Below are 16,711 nucleotides of genomic sequence, written 5' to 3'. Positions count from 1 at the left end.
CTCGCCGGCAGTACCGACCTGCCCATCACGCTGGAACAGTTCTGGAGCAGTTGCTGTGAGGCGATGCCTATGATCGCCACATGCACGCCTCGGTGACAGTCCACATGGCCGCGACCGCCGACGTTATCTGGAACCTCGTCGCCGACATCCGAAACACCGGCCGGTTCTCGCCGGAGACGTTCGAAGCCGAATGGCTGGACGGCGCCACCGGCCCGGCACTGGGCGCCACCTTCCGGGGCCACGTCAAGCGCAACGAGATCGGGCCGGTCTACTGGACCACCTGCCGGGTCACCGCGTGTGACCCAGGCCGCGAGTTCGGCTTCGAGGTGATCCTCGGTGGCAAGCCGGTCAACAATTGGCATTACGCCTTCGTGCCCGCGGGTGACGGAACCGATGTCACCGAGTCATTCCGGATGACGGAAGGGCTGATGACGACCATCTTCGGGCTCTTCGGCGGCCAGCTGCGCACCCGTCGCAATGTCCGGGATATGACTAAGACTCTGAAGCGGATCAAGGCTGTGGTCGAAGCGGCCTGATCTCCCCGGACTGGCTCAGCGGGCGTTCGCCTGCTGTAGTGGGTGCGTGTTGGACGCGGACAGGCCCGAGGGCGACGCCAATGGGGCCACCGGCCCGACCGTGACCCAACACGCCCCGGTCAGTCACCGGATGCCTCGAACGGGTCCGTCGTGGGCGTTGCGGGCGGGCAGAGTGCTGATCGGGTTGGCGTCGGCGGTGGCGGTGGCGGTGACTGGGACGACGTGGTGGACCACTCGCGATGTACTCGGCGGTTTCACCGTCTCCGATGCACTGCCCGTCAACGCCGAGCGCTCCGGCGGCGGTGCCATGAACATCCTGCTCATCGGGTTGGACTCGAGGAAGGATCAAGAGGGTAACGAGCTGCCGCAGGAGATCCTCGACCAGTTGCATGCCGGCGATTCGGACTCGGGCGGCTACAACACCAACACTCTCATCCTGGTGCACATCAGCGCCGACAACGCCGTCAGCGCGTTCTCGATTCCGCGCGATGACTGGGTCAGCTTCAACCGGGTCCCCGGCTACCACCACATCAAGATCAAAGAGGCCTACGGGCTCACCAAGTTCTTCACCGAACAGAAGCTCGCCGATGAGGGCGAAGCCGATCAGGCCGTGCTGGAGAAGCAGGGCAGGGAAGCGGGCCGGGCGGCGACGCTCAGTGCGGTGCGCAACCTGGTCGGCGTGCCGATCGACGCGTTCGCCGAAGTCAACTTGGCGGGCTTCTACGATCTGGCGAAAGCGCTCGGTGGTGTCGAGGTGTGCCTCAATCATCCTGTGCAGGACAGTTATTCGGGTGTTGACCTGCCCGCTGGCCGACAGTGGCTCAACGCGTCGCAAGCGTTGGCCTTCGTCCGGCAACGACATGGGCTGGACAACGGCGACCTCGATCGCACGCACCGCCAGCAGGCTTTCCTGGTTTCGGTGGTGCACCAGCTGCAGGATGCGGGCACGTTCTCCGACCTGACCAAGTTGAACAACTTGATGGACATCGCCCGCAAGGACATCGTGTTCTCGGCGGGCTGGGATGTGGACCAGTTCAAACGGCTGGGTGCGCTGGCCGATGGCGAGGCTCAGTTCCAGACGCTGCCGGTGGTCCGCTATGACGTCGTCAACGGGGGCGACGTGAACATCGTCGATCCTGAGCAGATCAAGGCCCAGGTCCGCGCGGCCTTCTCCGACGGCTCTGACGGCGAGGAGACCTCCAGCGCAGCGAGTCGGCCGTCGAGCATGGTCGAAGTGGTCAACGCCGGCCAGGGCGCTGGGGTGGCATCCAAGATTTCCCGCGGACTCGCCAGCCACGGCTACTCGATGATGGAGGTGCGCGACGCGACATCAGAGGAGGCGACGACAACGGCCATCGAGTACGGCTCGGGATCGGAGTCCGAGGCCGAAGACATCAGCACCCTGCTCGACAACATTCCCGCCGATCCCAATTCGGCACTGCCGGCCGGGCAGATCCGCGTGGTGCTGGGTACCGGCTTCACCATGCCCACCGATCTCGAGGTGAGCGCGACGACCATGTCGGAAGTGCCCGACGACATCGGCTATGCCACCCCGACCACCACCACGACCTCGAAGACGTCAGCGACGACCACGAGCGCGACGCCGGACAACGGTCCGCCGGTGGACGGCGGCGGCATCCCCTGCGTCAACTGAGACGGTTGAACCGGTCCCTGAGTTGCGGGTCGTCCTCCCACCACAACCGCGACGTGGCCGCCTCCGGCTGGGGATCGGCGCGGGCCGACTCTTCGTCGTCGAGGGCCGCGTCGACCTCGACGGACCGGGCCCGCTCGTCGACCGACAGCCCGTGCATCAGCATGATCAGGAATGGCACCCCCAGCACGTCGCCGAGGATCCACAGCACGCCGGCGCCGATCGTCTGGTCGAGGCGCTGGCTGGGTCCCCAGGTGCGCTGCAGCCCGTCGTAGTAGCCGACGGCGATCACCGGTCCGAGCCACAGGACCAGCCCCAGCAGGCCGTCCCCGATCGTTTCGACGATGCTGATGACCACAGAGATCAACTGCGAGTACCGCCTCGGCACGGGATCGGTCTGCAGGCGGGCATAGAAGTAGCCGAAACCGATCAGGACGAGCGCCGCGTTGGTGGCCGCCCCGACTGGCGCGCTTTCCAGTGCGGTGCGATACCACGGCGTGAGGTAGAGCAGCCACGGCGTTCCGAGCATCGCGATGGACGTCGAAACCGGGTGCGCCACCACGCGGGCCGCGGGCCCGGCGAGGACGGCATCGAGGCGGGCGCGCCCCTGGGCGGTCAGCACGTCTCGCAGCAGGGTCAGCGGCCGGCCCATCGCGAGGAAGAACGGAACCAGGAACAACAGCGTCAGCACTTGTAGGGCTCGGACCCAGAACAGCACGCCCGCGTAGACGCCGATCATGCTCATCGTCGCCAGGGCCCACAGGCTGCACCCGATCCCGAAGCACCACAGCGGAGCGGCGGCGACAGTGACCCCGCGCCGGCGTTGGACCCGCGTTCCCCAGAGGTAGAAACCGCCGATCAACAGAATTGCTACGGCCGATGACACGTCGAGGCGCCACGAACTCAGCGCGGTGGCCAGCGTCAGCGGCGTTGTCGCCGGATGCATGGCGCCAGTATGGAGCCGTGCTGCCGCCATCCCTGCCGCGCGCAGGCGATGCACAGCAGGTTGGCACCTGATGGACGCCCTTTTCCCAGCTCCACTTTCTAGTTTCGAGGAAATGACCTGCGACGGAGTGGCCCTGTGACCTTGCCCTTACTGGGGCCGATGACACTGTCGAATTTCGCGCACGCCTGGTTCTTCCTTTTCGCCTTGGCGGCGGTCGGTGTCGCAGCGCTCTACGTCGTGGTGCAGCGCCGGCGCCGCCACCGCGCATTGCGGTTCGCGAACATGGACCTGTTGGTCTCGGTCGCGCCCACGCGCCACGGCCGGTGGCGGCATCTGCCCGCGATCCTGATCGTCTGCGCGCTGTTGGTCCTGACGGTGGCGATGGCGGGCCCGACCCGCGATATCCGCATCCCACGCAACCGCGCGGTGGTCATGCTCGTCATCGATGTGTCCGAGTCCATGCGGGCCACCGATGTGGCGCCGACTCGACTACTGGCGGCAGAGGCGGCGGGGAAGAAGTTCGTCGACGAATTGACGCCGGGTATCAATCTGGGGCTGATCGCCTATGGCGGCACCGCGACTGTGCTGGTGTCGCCGACGACGAACCGCGCGCTGATGAAGGCGGCGATCGACAAACTCCAGCCCGAGGATCGGACCGCCACCGGCGAGGCGATCTTCACCGCCCTGCAGGCGATCGCGACCGTCGGCGCGATGATGGGCGGTGGGGATCAGCCTCCGCCGGCGCGGATCGTGCTGGAATCCGACGGCAAGGAGACGGTGCCGACGAATCCCGACGATCCCAAGGGGGCGTTCACCGCGGCTCGCACTGCCAAGGGGCAGGGTGTGCCGATCTCGACGATCTCCTTCGGCACGGCCAGCGGCACGGTCGAGATCGAGAATGTGGCACAGCCGGTGCCGGTCGACGACGAGGACCTCAAACAGGTAGCCGATCTGTCCGGCGGAGAAGCGTTCCGCGCGTCCAGCCTGGACCAGCTCAACAGCGTCTACTCCACACTGCAGGAGCAGATCGGCTACGAGACCATCCCGGGTGAGGCGACCGCGGGATGGCTGCGCATCGGTGTCGTCCTGGTCGCACTTGCCGCGTTCGCGGGGCTGCTGATCAACCGCCGGTTGCCGGGGTAGCTAGGACAGCGTCTGCGTGCAGTAGGTCCGGGCGGGCGCGGGGTAGGGCCAGGCGAAATGGCCGCTCTCGGTCGGGCACGCACCCTGGTCTCGGACGTCGAGCCGCTGGGTGACCTGAACCAGTACGCCGGCAGCGGAGCCCTTCGGGGCTGCAGCGCAATCGGCGCGTTTGACCACGCCGACCGGCATCTCGAGTTGGTAGCAGTGGTCGGCGACCAGGTTGGGCACCAGGCACAGTGTCGCGGTGGGGGCGTCGGCGGCCGAGGCGGGGAACTGCTGGTATTCGGCGCTGGGGCAGGAGCCGGACGCGGTGGTGGTGGCGCCGATCGTATAGCTCGGGTCGACCGCACACGATGCCCGGGCGGCCCGCACCACGTTCGGTGCCGCTGACGGCACCACCACGCAGTCACCGACCGTGAAGGCCTGGGCGGTGCGCTCTTCGAACGACATCCGGGCGCGGTTGATGCCGGTGACGGCGACGATTGCGACGACGACAGCGACAACCGTCAGGGCAATGATCAGCCAGCGGCGCCGGGCGGGTGGCCGGCTGGGAGATGGTGCGAAAGTGGCCATTGTTACCAGATTGTCGACTACCTGCGGCGTGTCTGCAGCGTAATTCGACCCCCGGATGATAATGCGGCTGGGATTACACGGCTGTCATTTCGTCCGAAAACACTCTCAGCGGGGCGGACGGGAAAACCCTGGACCCACGACGTGACAGATGTCACACTTTTCCCTGGAGAGGTCAACGATGACTGTGACTGTCGGCAGGACGGGTATCGCACCGCGGGAGAACGGCGCACCGCCGCCGCGCGTGCCGATCTCGGATGTCCACCTGGAGTCGCTGGAGTTCTGGGATCAGAGCGAGGACATGCGCGACGGGTGCTTCGCCGCGCTGCGCCGCGAGGCACCCGTCTCGTTCTGGGCCACCCCGGAATTCCCGGGCTTCGAGGCCGGGGCGGGACACTGGGCGCTGACCACTCATGAGGACGTGCACTTCGCCAGCCGGCACCCGCAGATCTTCAGTTCGGAGCCCACCAGCACATCGCTGATGGATGTCGCGCCCGAGATCGCCGAGTTCCTCGGTTCGATGATCTCGATCGACGACCCGAGGCACCTGCGCCTGCGCACCATCGTTAACCGCGCCTTCACGCCGAAGGTGCTGGCCCGAATCGAGTCGAGTGTTCGCGACCAGGCGCGCGGGCTGGTCAACGCGATGATCGCCGCCCATCCCGACGGCCAGTGCGACTTCGTCGCGGAATTGGCAGCGCCGCTGCCGCTGGCGATCATCTGCGACATGATGGGCATCCCGGAGGAAGACCGCGCGAAGGTCTTTCACTGGACCACCGTGTTGTTGGGTGTCGGTGACGACGAGGTGTCCGTTCAGCACGACGAACTCGTGGCGGTGACAACAGATCTCGCCACATACGGACTCCAGCTCGCCGAGAGCCGGCGGGAGACCCCAGGCGACGACCTCACCACCGCGCTGGTGCACGCCGAGGTCGACGGCGAACGGTTGAGCTCAAGTGAGATCGCCTCGTTCTTCATCCTGCTGACCGCGGCAGGTAACGAGACGACGCGCAACGCCATCAGCCACGGCATGGTTGCGTTGACTCACTTCCCTGACGAGCGCCAGAGGTGGTGGGCGGATTTCGACGGCATCGCCCCTACCGCGGTCGAGGAAATCGTGCGTTGGGCGTCGCCGCTGAACTTCATGCGCCGGACGCTGAGCGAGGATGTCGAGCTGCGCGGCACGAAGATGAGAGCCGGGGACAAGGTTTCGTTGTGGTACTGCTCGGCCAACCGCGACGAGGAGAAATTCGACAACCCGTGGCGCTTCGACGTCACTCGTAGCCCCAATCCGCAGTTCGGCTACGGCGGTGGTGGTGCCCACTTCTGCCTCGGCGCGAACCTGGCCCGGCGCGAGATCCGGCTTGCCTTCGAGGAACTGCATCGCCACATACCGGATCTGGTGGCCACCGACGAGCCGGCCATCCTGCGGTCGGCGTTCATCCACGGCATCAAGCGGCTACCCGTCGCGTGGACTCCACCGTCCGGAGTCCGCCTGCCGCACGTCTGATCCGATCAGTGGCCGTTGTTGTTGCGGCCCCCGTTGTTGTTGAAGCCGCCACCGTTGTTGAAGCCGCCACCGTTGTCGCCATAGTTCTGCCGGGTGGGCGTTGCCGTGACCGTCTGGGTGACGGTGCTGGTGCTCGTACTGGTCTCGGTGCTCGGCGCCGCCGTGGTGACCGGCGTGTCGGTGGTCACCGGGGCGTCGGTGGCCGTCGGGGTGTCGGTGGCCGTCACGGTCTGCGGCGCCTGCGGTGCTTCGGTGATGATGGTCTGCCCGTTACCGCCACCGCCGCCACCGCCACCGCCACCGCTGTGATGGGTGCTGGTGGGGGCGGCGCTGCTGGTCGCCACCGTCGAACTGGTCGGACTTGAGGTCGCCGCCGTCGGTGACGTCGCCGGAGAGGACAGCTTCACGACGGCAAAGGCTAACGCGCCCAGCACAATAACGGCCAGGGCGCCGAAACCCAGCAGGACCGGCGCGCTGCGGTACCACGGTTGGGGCGGGGGGCCCTGCGGGGCGCCGTAGTTCGCCCCACGGGTTTGCTCGGAATAGAAACGGTCGTCTTCGGGTGGCTCGTACCGGGACACGGGCAGACGATATCGGCCGGGCCTGTCAGGCGGCCGTCAGCTTTCGCAAGCATTGCTGTCTGTCTCGTCGGACCCTGACCCTAGGGTGGTCACCGATGGCATTTCACGTCCACCGCGCCGAGCGCACCGACCTGCTGGCCGACGGCCTCGCCGCGTTGCTCGCGACCCCGCTGGCCGACCCTTTCGCCGAGGAACTCGTCCTGGTGCCTGCCCGGGGTGTCGAACGCTGGCTGAGTCAACGGCTGTCTCATGTCCTGGGCCGGGGAGCCACCGGCGGGGCCGACGGAGTGTGCGCGGGTGTGGCGTTCCGTTCGCCAGGGTCGTTGATCGCCGAGCTGACCATGTCCCGCGGGACGGATGGGGCGGAAGATCCGTGGTCTCCTGACGCTCTGGTGTGGCCGGTGCTCGACGTCGTCGACGACAGCTTGGACGAGCCGTGGTGTACGACATTGGCTGCGCACCTTGGTCATTTCGACACCGGTGAGGAAGCGGTGCTGCGGCAGGGGAGGCGGTTCGCCACTGCCCGCCGCATCGCCGGGCTGTTCGCTTCCTACGCTGTCCAGCGCCCGCAGCTGCTGGCCGATTGGAGCGCCGGCGCCGCCACCGACGGGGCGGGCGGCGACCTGGATCCGGACTTGGGCTGGCAACCACACCTGTGGCGGGCGGTCAGCACGCGGTTGGCCGTGGACACTCCGGCCGAGCGCCACGCCAAGACCGTCGACCGGCTGCTGGCCGGACCGACGGACCTGCCGGCCCGGCTGTCACTGTTCGGCCACACCCGGCTGTCGAGCACCGACATCGGTCTGCTGGAGGCGTTGTCCGCCCACCACGATCTGCACGTCTGGCTTCCGCATTCCAGCGACCGGTTGTGGCGCTGCCTGCCGGGGCAGGCCGGGCCGATCCCGCGCGCCGAGGACGGCGACCGCCAGCACGTCGGACATCCGCTGCTCGCGACCCTCGGCCGCGACCTTCGCGAACTGCGACGCAGCCTGCCGACCTCGGGTGTGCTCGACGAATATGTCGGCGGTGCACCCGCCCGGCCCGACAGCCTGCTGGGCTGGCTGCAAACCGATATCGGCGCCGACACCGTGCGGCCGGCCGGCCGCCGGCTGGTTCCGGATGACCGGTCCGTACAGGTGCACAGTGGCCACGGGCCGGTGCGCCAGATCGACGTCCTCCGCGAGGTGCTGCTCGGTCTGCTCGCCGACGACCCGTCACTGGAACCCCGCGACATCCTGGTGATGTGCCCCGATATCGAGACCTACGCGCCGTTGATCGTCGCCGGGTTCGGGCTCGGTGATGTGGTGGGCGAACAGCATCCGGCGCACCGGCTGCGGGTGCGTCTGGCCGATCGCTCACTGGTGCAGACCAACCCGCTGCTCGGGGTGGCGGCTCAGGTACTCGCCCTCGCGGACGGCAGAGCCACCGCGAGCCAGGTGCTGAACCTCGCTGAAGCCGCACCGGTCCGGGCCAGGTTCGGCTTCACCGACGACGATCTCGAAGCCCTCACCGGCTGGGTGCGTGACGCGGGCATCCGCTGGGGGATCGACAATGCCCACCGTGCGCGCTATCAGCTCGACACTTATGTCCAGAACACCTGGCGCTTCGGGCTGGACCGGGTGTTGTCGGGCGTTGCGATGTCCGACGATGCCCAGGCCTGGCTTGATGCCACGCTGCCTCTCGACGATGTGGGCAGCAACAAGGTGGAACTCGCCGGCCGCGTGGCCGAATACGTCGACCGGCTGACCGCGGTGATCGATGCGCTGTCGGGCACCCGGCCGCTGCGCGACTGGATCGACACCCTGCGCGACGGCGTCGGTCTGCTGACCCGCGCCGACGGCCCCGACGGCTGGCAGACCGCACAGCTGTACCGTGAGTTCGCCGATACCATCGAACGAGCCGGTGCACACGGGGATATGCCGATGCGGCTCAACGATATTCGAGCTCTGCTGAATCGCCAGCTGGCCGGGCGCCCGACCCGGGCCAACTTCCGGACCGGGACCCTGACGGTCTGCACGATGGTGCCGATGCGGTCCATCCCGCACCGGGTGGTGTGTCTGGTCGGTCTCGACGACGGCGTGTTCCCACGCCTCGATGCGGTCGACGGCGACGACGTGCTGGCCCGGCGGCCGATGACCGGCGAACGCGATATCCGTTCCGAGGACCGCCAATTGCTGTTGGACGCGGTGATGTCGGCGACCGACAAGCTGGTGATCACCTACACCGGCGCCGACGAATACAGCGGACACCGCAGGCCGCCGGCGGTACCGCTGGCGGAATTGCTCGACGCGCTGGACCAGACTACGGAGGCGCCAGTGCGGCCGGAAATCCTCGTCGAACACCCGTTGCAGCCCTTCGATATTCGCAATGTGACCCCGGGGGCGCTCGGGGTGCCTGCACCGTTCACCTTCGATCCGACGGTCCTCACCGCGGCCAGGGCCGCGGCGGGGGAGCTGCGCGAACCGCAAGCCTTTCCGCAGGGCCCGCTGCTGGTGCGGCCGGCCGGCGATATCGCGCTCGCCGATCTCATCGCCTTCGTCAAGAACCCGGTCCGGCACTTCTTCCGTATGGTCGATATGGCGCTGCCGCGCGATGTCGAGGGGATCGACGATGCGATGCCCATCGAGCTCGACGGGTTGGCGCGCTGGCAGGTGGGCGAGCAGATGCTCGGTGATCTGCGCCGCGGGAAGGACCGGCGCTGGGTGCTCGACGCCGAATGGCGCCGCGGCACAATGCCGCCCGGTCAGCTCGGCTGGCGCCAGGCCAAGGCGATCCGGGATGGCGCCGAGGAACTCGCCAACGCAGAGGCACCGTATCGCGACTCCGCACCCCGTGCGGTCGACATCGATATCGACCTTGGCGGTGACCGCCGGCTGACGGGGACCGTGACACCGGTCTACGGCGACCGGGTGGTGTCGGTGACCTTTTCCCGGCTCGACGGCAGGCACCTACTCGACCCGTGGGTAAGGCTGCTCGCCCTGGCCGTCACCGAACCTGGTCTCGACTGGTCGGCGGTCTGCATCGGCCGCGACGGTGACGAACCCGCGTTGACCAGGACGTTGGGCCTGCCCACCGGGGGTGCTGCCGTCGTATTGCGGGATCTGATCGCACTGTATGACGCGGGATGCGCCGAGCCGATTCCGTTGCCGGTCAAGACGTCCTACACCTGGGCGAGCACCCGGCTGCGGGGCCGCGACCCCGAGGTACCCGCGCGTCGCACCTGGACAAGCAAATACGGTGGCGATAACAGCGAACCGGCGCATGTCCGGGTGTGGGGCGGGCCACCGGCGCCGTTCGAGGCACTCCTGATCCCGCCGCGCGCGGGCGAAGAGGTGGCGGGTGAGGACACCAGACTGGGGGCGTTCGCGGCCCGGTTGTGGTTGCCGTTGCTGCGTGCCGAGAAGCGGGCACGCTGATGGACCGATTCAATCTGCTCGGGCCGCTGCCTGCACCGGGGTCGACAACGGTGCTGGAGGCCAGCGCCGGTACCGGTAAGACGTTCGTGCTGGCGGGGCTGGTCACCCGCTATCTCGCCGACGGCGCGGCGACGCTCGACGACATGCTGCTCATCACCTTCAGCCGCGCCGCCACGGCCGAATTGCGCGAGCGGGTGCGCCATCAGATCGTCGAGGCGGTCGCCGCTTTTGGGGTTGGCAGTCCGCCCGAGGGCAATGAGCTGATCGACTATCTGCTCTCCGGCACCGACGCCGACCGGGCGGCCCGGCACACCCGGTTGCGTGATGCGCTCGCCGAGTTCGACGCCGCCACGATCACCACCACCCACGAGTTCTGCCAGCTGGTGCTGAAATCGCTTGGTGTGGCCGGAGATAGCGATGCCGGGGTGACCCTGGTGGAGGATCTCGGCGATCTGGTGCGTGAAATCGTCGACGACGTCTATCTGCGCCGGTTCGGCGGCCGGCCGGAGGTGCCGGTGTTCGATCGGGCCGCAGCGCTGGCGCTGGCCAACGCGGTGGTCGACAAGGCCGGGACTGAGTTGCGGCCCATCGACCCGCCGACCGGCACGATGGCTGCGGAGCGGATCGGGTTCGCGCGGGATGTGCTGGCGGAGATGGATATCCGAAAAAGACGTCTCGGCATCCTGCACTTCGACGACCTGCTGTCTCGGCTCGCCGAGGCCCTGGAACCGGAGGATTCGCCGGCGCGCGTCCGGATGCGCAGCCGCTGGAGCATCGTGATGATCGACGAATTCCAGGACACCGACCCGGTCCAGTGGCAGGTGGTTGACCGGGCGTTTCGCGGGCACTCGACCCTCATCCTGATCGGCGACCCCAAGCAGGCCATCTATGCGTTTCGTGGCGGCGACATCGACGCCTACCTCGATGCCGCGCGTACCGCTGGCACCCGCTTCACCCTGGGGACGAACTGGCGCAGCGACAGTGCCCTGGTGCACAGCCTGCACAGCGTGCTGGGGGGAGCTGCGCTGGGTGATCCAGCCATCGTCGTGCACGACGTGGACGCCGCCCACCAGGGTCACCGGCTGGCCGGCGCACCTCGCAACGTGCCGTTTCGGCTGCGGGTGGTCGACCGGGCGATGATGGGTTACCAACGTACCCAGAGTATTCCGATCGACGAGGTCCGCGCCCACATAGCCCGCGACCTGGCTGCCGATATCGCCGGCACGCTGGCGGCGGACGTCACGTTCGGCGACAGAGCCCTCGGTGCCGGAGATATCGCCGTCATCGTCGAGAGTCATGCCGATGCGCGCCGATGTTACGACGCACTGGTCGCGGTGGGTGTGCCCGCGGTGTACACCGGTGACTCGAATATCTTCTCCTCGGCGGCGGCCGCCGAATGGCTCTGTCTGCTCGACGGTTTCGACCAAACCCATCGCAGCACTCTGGTGCGGGCCGTAGCCACCACGGCATTCTTCGGATACACTGTCGAAGAGGTTGTTCGACAAGGTGACTCGCTGACCGACGCTGTGGCCGACACACTGCGGCAGTGGGCGGATTACGCGCGGGAGCGAGGGGTTGCCGCCGTCTTCGAAGTTGCCAACGTCGCCGGGATGAGTCGGCGGATACTCGCCGACCGCGGCGGTCAGCGATTGATGACCGATCTCGCGCACATCGGTCAGCTCCTGCAGGAGGTTGCGCACCGGGAGCGCCTCGGGGTGCCCGCGTTGCGGGACTGGCTGCGCGAGCGTTGCATCGAGCAGCGGCGAGCGGAGCGCAACCGGCGCCTGGACAGTGACGCGGCCGGTGTGCAAGTGATGACGGTATGGGCGAGCAAGGGACTGCAATATCCGATTGTCTACCTGCCCTTCAATTTCAACCGGTACGTCGGTGGCAGCGAAGTGATCTCCTACCACGACGCCCGGGGCCGGCGCTGCCTGCACATCGGCGGCCAGACGGCGGTCGACTTCGACGACGCCGCCAGGGCTGGGCGTACCGAAGATGCCAGGGAACGACTCCGGCTGGCCTATGTCGCGTTGACCCGGGCCCAGTCGCAGGTTGTCGCGTGGTGGGCGCCGACCAAGGATGAGATCAACGGTGGACTGTCGCGATTGTTACGGGGCCGGGCCAGAGGTGATGCCGATGTCCTCGACGAATGTCGCAGGGGGATAACCGATGCCGATGCTCTTGCCTGTTTCGAAGCCTGGTCCGCCGAGGGTGGACCGGTGATCGAGCGGGCCGTCACCGGCGAAGTGCCCGAGGTACCCGCGGTGTCCCCGCCGACCGGGCTGGCGGTGCGCCACTTCCATCGCGGTATCGACACGCGGTGGCGCCGCACGTCGTACTCGGGGCTGATCCGGGCTGCCGGGTCGACCGGTTCCGCCGTTATCGAGGCGGCATCGCCCGGCGTAACCAGCGAACCGGAAACCGCGGGTAAGGACGACGAAGTAGAGGATGTTCCGGTCCCCGCCGCGCCCGATTCGCCGGGCGCACAGGTGGAGTCACCGATGAGCAACCTTCCCGGCGGCACCGATTTCGGGTCGTTGGTCCACGCAGTGCTCGAGACGGCCGATCCCGCGGCGGCGGATCTGACCGCCGAGCTGGCCGAGCAGATCCGCCGGCACGCCGGTTGGTGGTCGGTGGCGGCCGATCCCGATGAGCTCGCGGCGGCGCTGCTGGCCGTGCACGACACCCCGCTGGGACCGTTGGCACCCGGTCTGACGTTGCGCGATATCGCCCAGCGTGATCGACTGCGCGAACTGGATTTCGAAATCCCATTGGCTGGTGGCGATCTGGCGGATCAGTCGGCGACAGAGACCACCCTGGCCGATGTCGGTGAGCTGCTGCGGAGGCACCTGCCTGCTGATGACCCCCTGGCTGGGTATGCCGACCGGCTGGTCGGCCCGGTCCTCGGGAGTCAGTCTCTGCGTGGCTATCTGACCGGCTCGATCGACGTGGTGCTGCGCATCCCGGACGGGACTGCCCATCGCTATGTCGTCGTCGACTACAAGACGAACCGACTCGGCGAGCCGGGTCGCCCGCTCAGTGCCGCCGACTACGGTCCGCCGCAGCTGGCCCAGGCGATGCTGCACTCCGACTATCCGTTGCAGGCGTTGTTGTATTGCGTTGTGCTGCATAGATTCCTGCGCTGGCGCCAACCCGGTTACCGGCCGGCGGTCCACCTCGGCGGCGTGCAGTACCTGTTTTTGCGGGGCATGTGCGGGCCGGCGACGCCGTTGACCGACGGGCACCCGGCCGGAGTGTTCAGCTGGCAGCCGCCGGCGGCCCTGGTCACCGCGCTGTCCGATCTGCTCGACGAAGGGGTCCGGTGACCAGTGTCGAGGTGACGGATCCGCAGGACTGGCGGCGGGTGCGCGGAGCGACGGGTCTGCTGCGCACCTTCAACGAAGCCGGAGTGCTGGAAGCGGCCGATGTGCATGTCGCGACCCGCCTGGCGGCGCTGACCGCTGAGGCGGACGAGCGGGTGCTGCTGGCCACTGCGCTGGCGGTGCGTGCACTGCGCGCCGGGTCGGTTTGCGTCGACCTGATGACCGTCGCGCAGGAGATCGGTCTCGAGCTGCCGTGGCCGGACCCCGCGCAATGGTTGGCAGTGGTTCGGGCCAGCCCCCTACTGGGGACCCCGCCAGCGTTGCGGCTGTACGCCGATCGGCTGCTCTATCTCGACCGGTACTACCGGGAGGAGGAGCAGGTCTGCGCAGACCTGTTGGCAGTGGGCGGCGTCGACGTGCCGGTGGACCCGGATGCCCTGGCCGCCGGCCTGGACCGGGTGTTCCCCGCGCCGAGGTTCACCGAGCAACGCGCGGCGGCACAGATTGCGTTGTCGCAGTGGACGACTGTGCTGACCGGCGGCCCCGGCACCGGAAAGACCACCACGGTTGCGGGTCTGTTGGCTCTGCTTGCCGAACAGGCCGCGCTGGCCGGGCGCACCCGGCCCCGGATTGCCCTGGCTGCGCCGACTGGGAAGGCGTCGGCCCGGCTACAGCAGGCCGTACAGTCCGAGATCGACAACCTCGGGGCGGCCGACCAGGCTCGGCTGTCGGGTCTGCAGGCCGTGACGTTGCACCGGTTGCTCGGGTCCCGACCCGATACGTCGGCGCGATTCAGGCACCACCGCGCTAACCGGTTGCCCTACGACGTCATCGTCGTGGACGAGACCTCGATGGTGCCGCTGACGATGATGGCCCGGCTGCTGGAAGCCGTACGCCCGGCGACGCGGCTGATCCTGGTCGGTGATCCTGATCAGCTGGCCTCGGTGGAGGCGGGCGCAGTACTGGCCGACCTGGTCGAGGGTCTCGGCACGCGCAACGATATTCGCGTCGCGGCGTTGACCACTTCGCACCGGTTCGGCGAGTCGATCGGTCGGCTCGCCGAGGCTATCCGGCGCGGCGAGGGTGACATGGTGCTCGATCTGTTGCGCGCCGGCGGTGAGCACATCGAGTACGTCGAGGACGACAACCCGGCCGAGCGGTTACGGCAGGTCCTCGTCCCGCACGCCCTGGCCGTCCGGTCGGCGGCCACCGCCGGGGACACCGCCGGTGCACTGGCTGCGCTCGACGAGCACCGCCTGCTGTGTGCGCACCGTGAAGGCCCGTGGGGTGTCCGGCATTGGAACCGTCAGGTGGAACGCTGGCTGACCGAGGAGACCGGCGAAGGGTTGTGGACGCAATGGTATGTCGGCAGGCCGATCCTGGTCACTGCCAACGACTATGGCCTGCGGCTGTATAACGGCGACACCGGTGTGACGGTGCTGTCCGACGGTGCGTTGCGGGTGGCGATCTCCGCGGCGGCCGGACCGTTGGATTTCGCGACCAGCCGTCTCGCGGACGTCGAGACCATGCATGCGATGACGATCCACAAGAGCCAGGGCAGTCAGGCCACCGAGGTCACTGTGCTTCTGCCGCCGCAGGATTCGCGGTTGCTGTCACGAGAATTGTTCTATACCGCCGTCACCCGGGCCAAGACGAAGATCCGGGTGGTCGGCACCGAGGCCGAGGTCCGCGCCGCCCTTGACCGCCGGGTGGTTCGGGCCACCGGTCTGCGGCTGCGACTGGCCGAGACACTGTGATCAGTTCGGCGCGTCGTCGTCTGTCTCGGGGTGGAGGAGTTCCTCGGGGTGGTGGTGTTTGTTGATGCGGCCGTGGCCGGTGTCGAGGTGTGGTGGTGGGATCCATTCGGTGCGGCCGTCTTTGCGTTTGCGGGTGCGCCAGCCGCCGGGTGTGACGAGGCGGTTGTGGGGGCCGCAGGCCAGGGTGAGGTCGTTGATGTTGGTGTGGCCGTCATCGGCCCAGTCGCATTCGACGAGGCGGTTGTGGGGGCCGCAGGCCAGGGTGAGGTCGTTGATGTTGGTGTGGCCGTCATCGGCCCAGTCGCATTCGGCGTGGTGGACTTCGGTGAGAAACCCGGGGACGGTGCAGCCGGGGAATGTGCAGCCGCGGTCTTTGGCGTGCAGGACGATCCGTTGATCGGCCGAGGCGATCCGCTTGCTGCGACCCAGGTCCAGTACGCGGCCCATCGCCGTCAGTGCATCATGCTGGCGCTGCGCCGGGGTGCGGCGATCAGTCTGAACCTGTTCCTGGCTGGGTCGGCCTTTGACACAGGGCGACTCGTCGTCCGGGTTGCACATGCCCGGCGCGGCCCATTTCGAGGACACCGCCTCCACCGTGGCCCGCAACTCCCGGGGTGATCTGCCCGGAGATGGTGGACATCGCATCCGGGCCCTGCCGGCCGATGGTGACCCCGCGTTTACGGGCCGTGGCCCGCAACTCCCGGGGTGATCTGCCCGGAGATGGTGGACATCGCATCCGGGCCCTGCCGGCCGATGGTGACCCCGCGTTTACGGGCCCGGTCCGCATCGGAGAACTCCCCATCGGGATTGACCAGCGCAGCAATCAACGCTGCTGCTTTACGCAACTCCTCAGGCCCGAACTCGGCGGCCACCTCAGCCAACTCGGCTTCGGCTTTCTCCCGGATCGGCGTATCCACCCACACCGGCAGATCCGTGAAGAATCCCCGAATGATCGCACTATGCTCGCCACCGATAACCCCGGCAGCTTGGCCGGCCGCGACGTGCGGCATCCGCGGCGCCAACAGCTCACCAGTCAACGACCTACGCTCACCCAACTCCTCGGCATCCCTGAGCCGCCGCTTGGCGTCTNTGGGGCTGATGCGTAGTGCGGTGGTCAACACATCGCTGAAATTCTTCGCACCCAACTCTTTCGCCGACCCGTCGCGCACCATTGTCCCGATCAAGCGGTGTTCGATCACCGGCTGACACCGCGTCAGCGTGTCCAACCGCACCAACACCTGCACCACGTCAGGACCGGTCAACTCGTCCCACGAC

At 67.8% G+C, this 16,711-nt stretch carries 10 protein-coding genes and 1 pseudogene; 7 read left to right on the top strand and 4 right to left on the bottom strand.

Annotated features, from left to right (window positions below):
* Window positions 1-80 precede the first annotated feature (80 nt).
* Window positions 81-536 carry an SRPBCC family protein gene (locus H7J73_RS24615; protein ID WP_264070350.1) on the top strand — a complete coding sequence of 152 codons (456 nt, stop codon included), beginning with the start codon at window positions 81-83 and terminating at the stop codon, window positions 534-536.
* A gap of 130 nt (window positions 537-666) precedes the next feature.
* Window positions 667-2,190, top strand: coding sequence for an LCP family protein (locus H7J73_RS24610; protein ID WP_264070498.1), 1,524 nt, complete (start codon window positions 667-669; stop codon window positions 2,188-2,190).
* Here the strand turns inward: H7J73_RS24610 and H7J73_RS24605 are convergent.
* A complete protein-coding gene (locus tag H7J73_RS24605; RefSeq protein ID WP_264070349.1) occupies window positions 2,183-3,133 on the bottom strand; it encodes a cytochrome c oxidase assembly protein in 951 nt (316 codons plus the stop codon). The two genes, H7J73_RS24610 and H7J73_RS24605, sit on opposite strands and share 8 nt — an antisense overlap.
* A 135-nt stretch (window positions 3,134-3,268) precedes the next feature.
* On the opposite strand from H7J73_RS24605, the gene H7J73_RS24600 reads away from it, so the two are divergent.
* Complete coding sequence (locus H7J73_RS24600; RefSeq protein ID WP_264070348.1) at window positions 3,269-4,276, top strand: VWA domain-containing protein; 1,008 nt, start codon at window positions 3,269-3,271, stop codon at window positions 4,274-4,276.
* Here H7J73_RS24600 and H7J73_RS24595 read toward each other — a convergent pair whose 3' ends face one another.
* Window positions 4,277-4,849 carry a hypothetical protein gene (locus H7J73_RS24595; protein ID WP_264070347.1) on the bottom strand — a complete coding sequence of 191 codons (573 nt, stop codon included), beginning with the start codon at window positions 4,847-4,849 and terminating at the stop codon, window positions 4,277-4,279.
* Window positions 4,850-5,027: 178 nt separating this feature from the next.
* Here H7J73_RS24595 and H7J73_RS24590 point away from each other — a divergent pair, with 178 nt between their 5' ends.
* Window positions 5,028-6,356: a cytochrome P450 gene (locus H7J73_RS24590; RefSeq protein WP_264070346.1), complete on the top strand. Its 1,329-nt coding sequence runs from the start codon at window positions 5,028-5,030 to the stop codon at window positions 6,354-6,356.
* Between the two features lie 5 nt (window positions 6,357-6,361).
* Here H7J73_RS24590 and H7J73_RS24585 read toward each other — a convergent pair whose 3' ends face one another.
* Window positions 6,362-6,937, bottom strand: coding sequence for a hypothetical protein (locus tag H7J73_RS24585; protein ID WP_264070345.1), 576 nt, complete (start codon window positions 6,935-6,937; stop codon window positions 6,362-6,364).
* 95 nt (window positions 6,938-7,032) lie between these two features.
* On the opposite strand from H7J73_RS24585, the gene recC reads away from it, so the two are divergent.
* Genes recC through recD form a run of 3 tightly spaced genes read left to right on the top strand, consistent with a single transcriptional unit; the run spans window position 7,033 to window position 15,436 of the window.
* The gene (gene recC, locus H7J73_RS24580) at window positions 7,033-10,353 is read left to right on the top strand and encodes an exodeoxyribonuclease V subunit gamma (RefSeq protein ID WP_264070344.1); all 3,321 of its coding nucleotides are present in this window, start codon (window positions 7,033-7,035) and stop codon (window positions 10,351-10,353) included.
* Window positions 10,353-13,682: a UvrD-helicase domain-containing protein gene (locus H7J73_RS24575; RefSeq protein ID WP_264070342.1), complete on the top strand. Its 3,330-nt coding sequence runs from the start codon at window positions 10,353-10,355 to the stop codon at window positions 13,680-13,682. The genes recC and H7J73_RS24575 overlap by 1 nt, the downstream gene beginning before the upstream one ends.
* Window positions 13,679-15,436 carry an exodeoxyribonuclease V subunit alpha gene (gene recD, locus H7J73_RS24570; protein WP_264070341.1) on the top strand — a complete coding sequence of 586 codons (1,758 nt, stop codon included), beginning with the start codon at window positions 13,679-13,681 and terminating at the stop codon, window positions 15,434-15,436. The genes H7J73_RS24575 and recD overlap by 4 nt, the downstream gene beginning before the upstream one ends.
* Here recD and H7J73_RS34030 read toward each other — a convergent pair.
* A pseudogene (locus H7J73_RS34030) lies at window positions 15,437-16,711 on the bottom strand (HNH endonuclease signature motif containing protein); the annotation flags it as partial.

It is taken from the genome of Mycolicibacterium komossense (genome assembly GCF_025822605.1).
Classification (GTDB): domain Bacteria; phylum Actinomycetota; class Actinomycetes; order Mycobacteriales; family Mycobacteriaceae; genus Mycobacterium; species Mycobacterium komossense.
The sequence above is the reverse complement of the archived record's forward strand: the minus strand, read 5'-3'. Positions and strand labels throughout refer to the sequence as shown.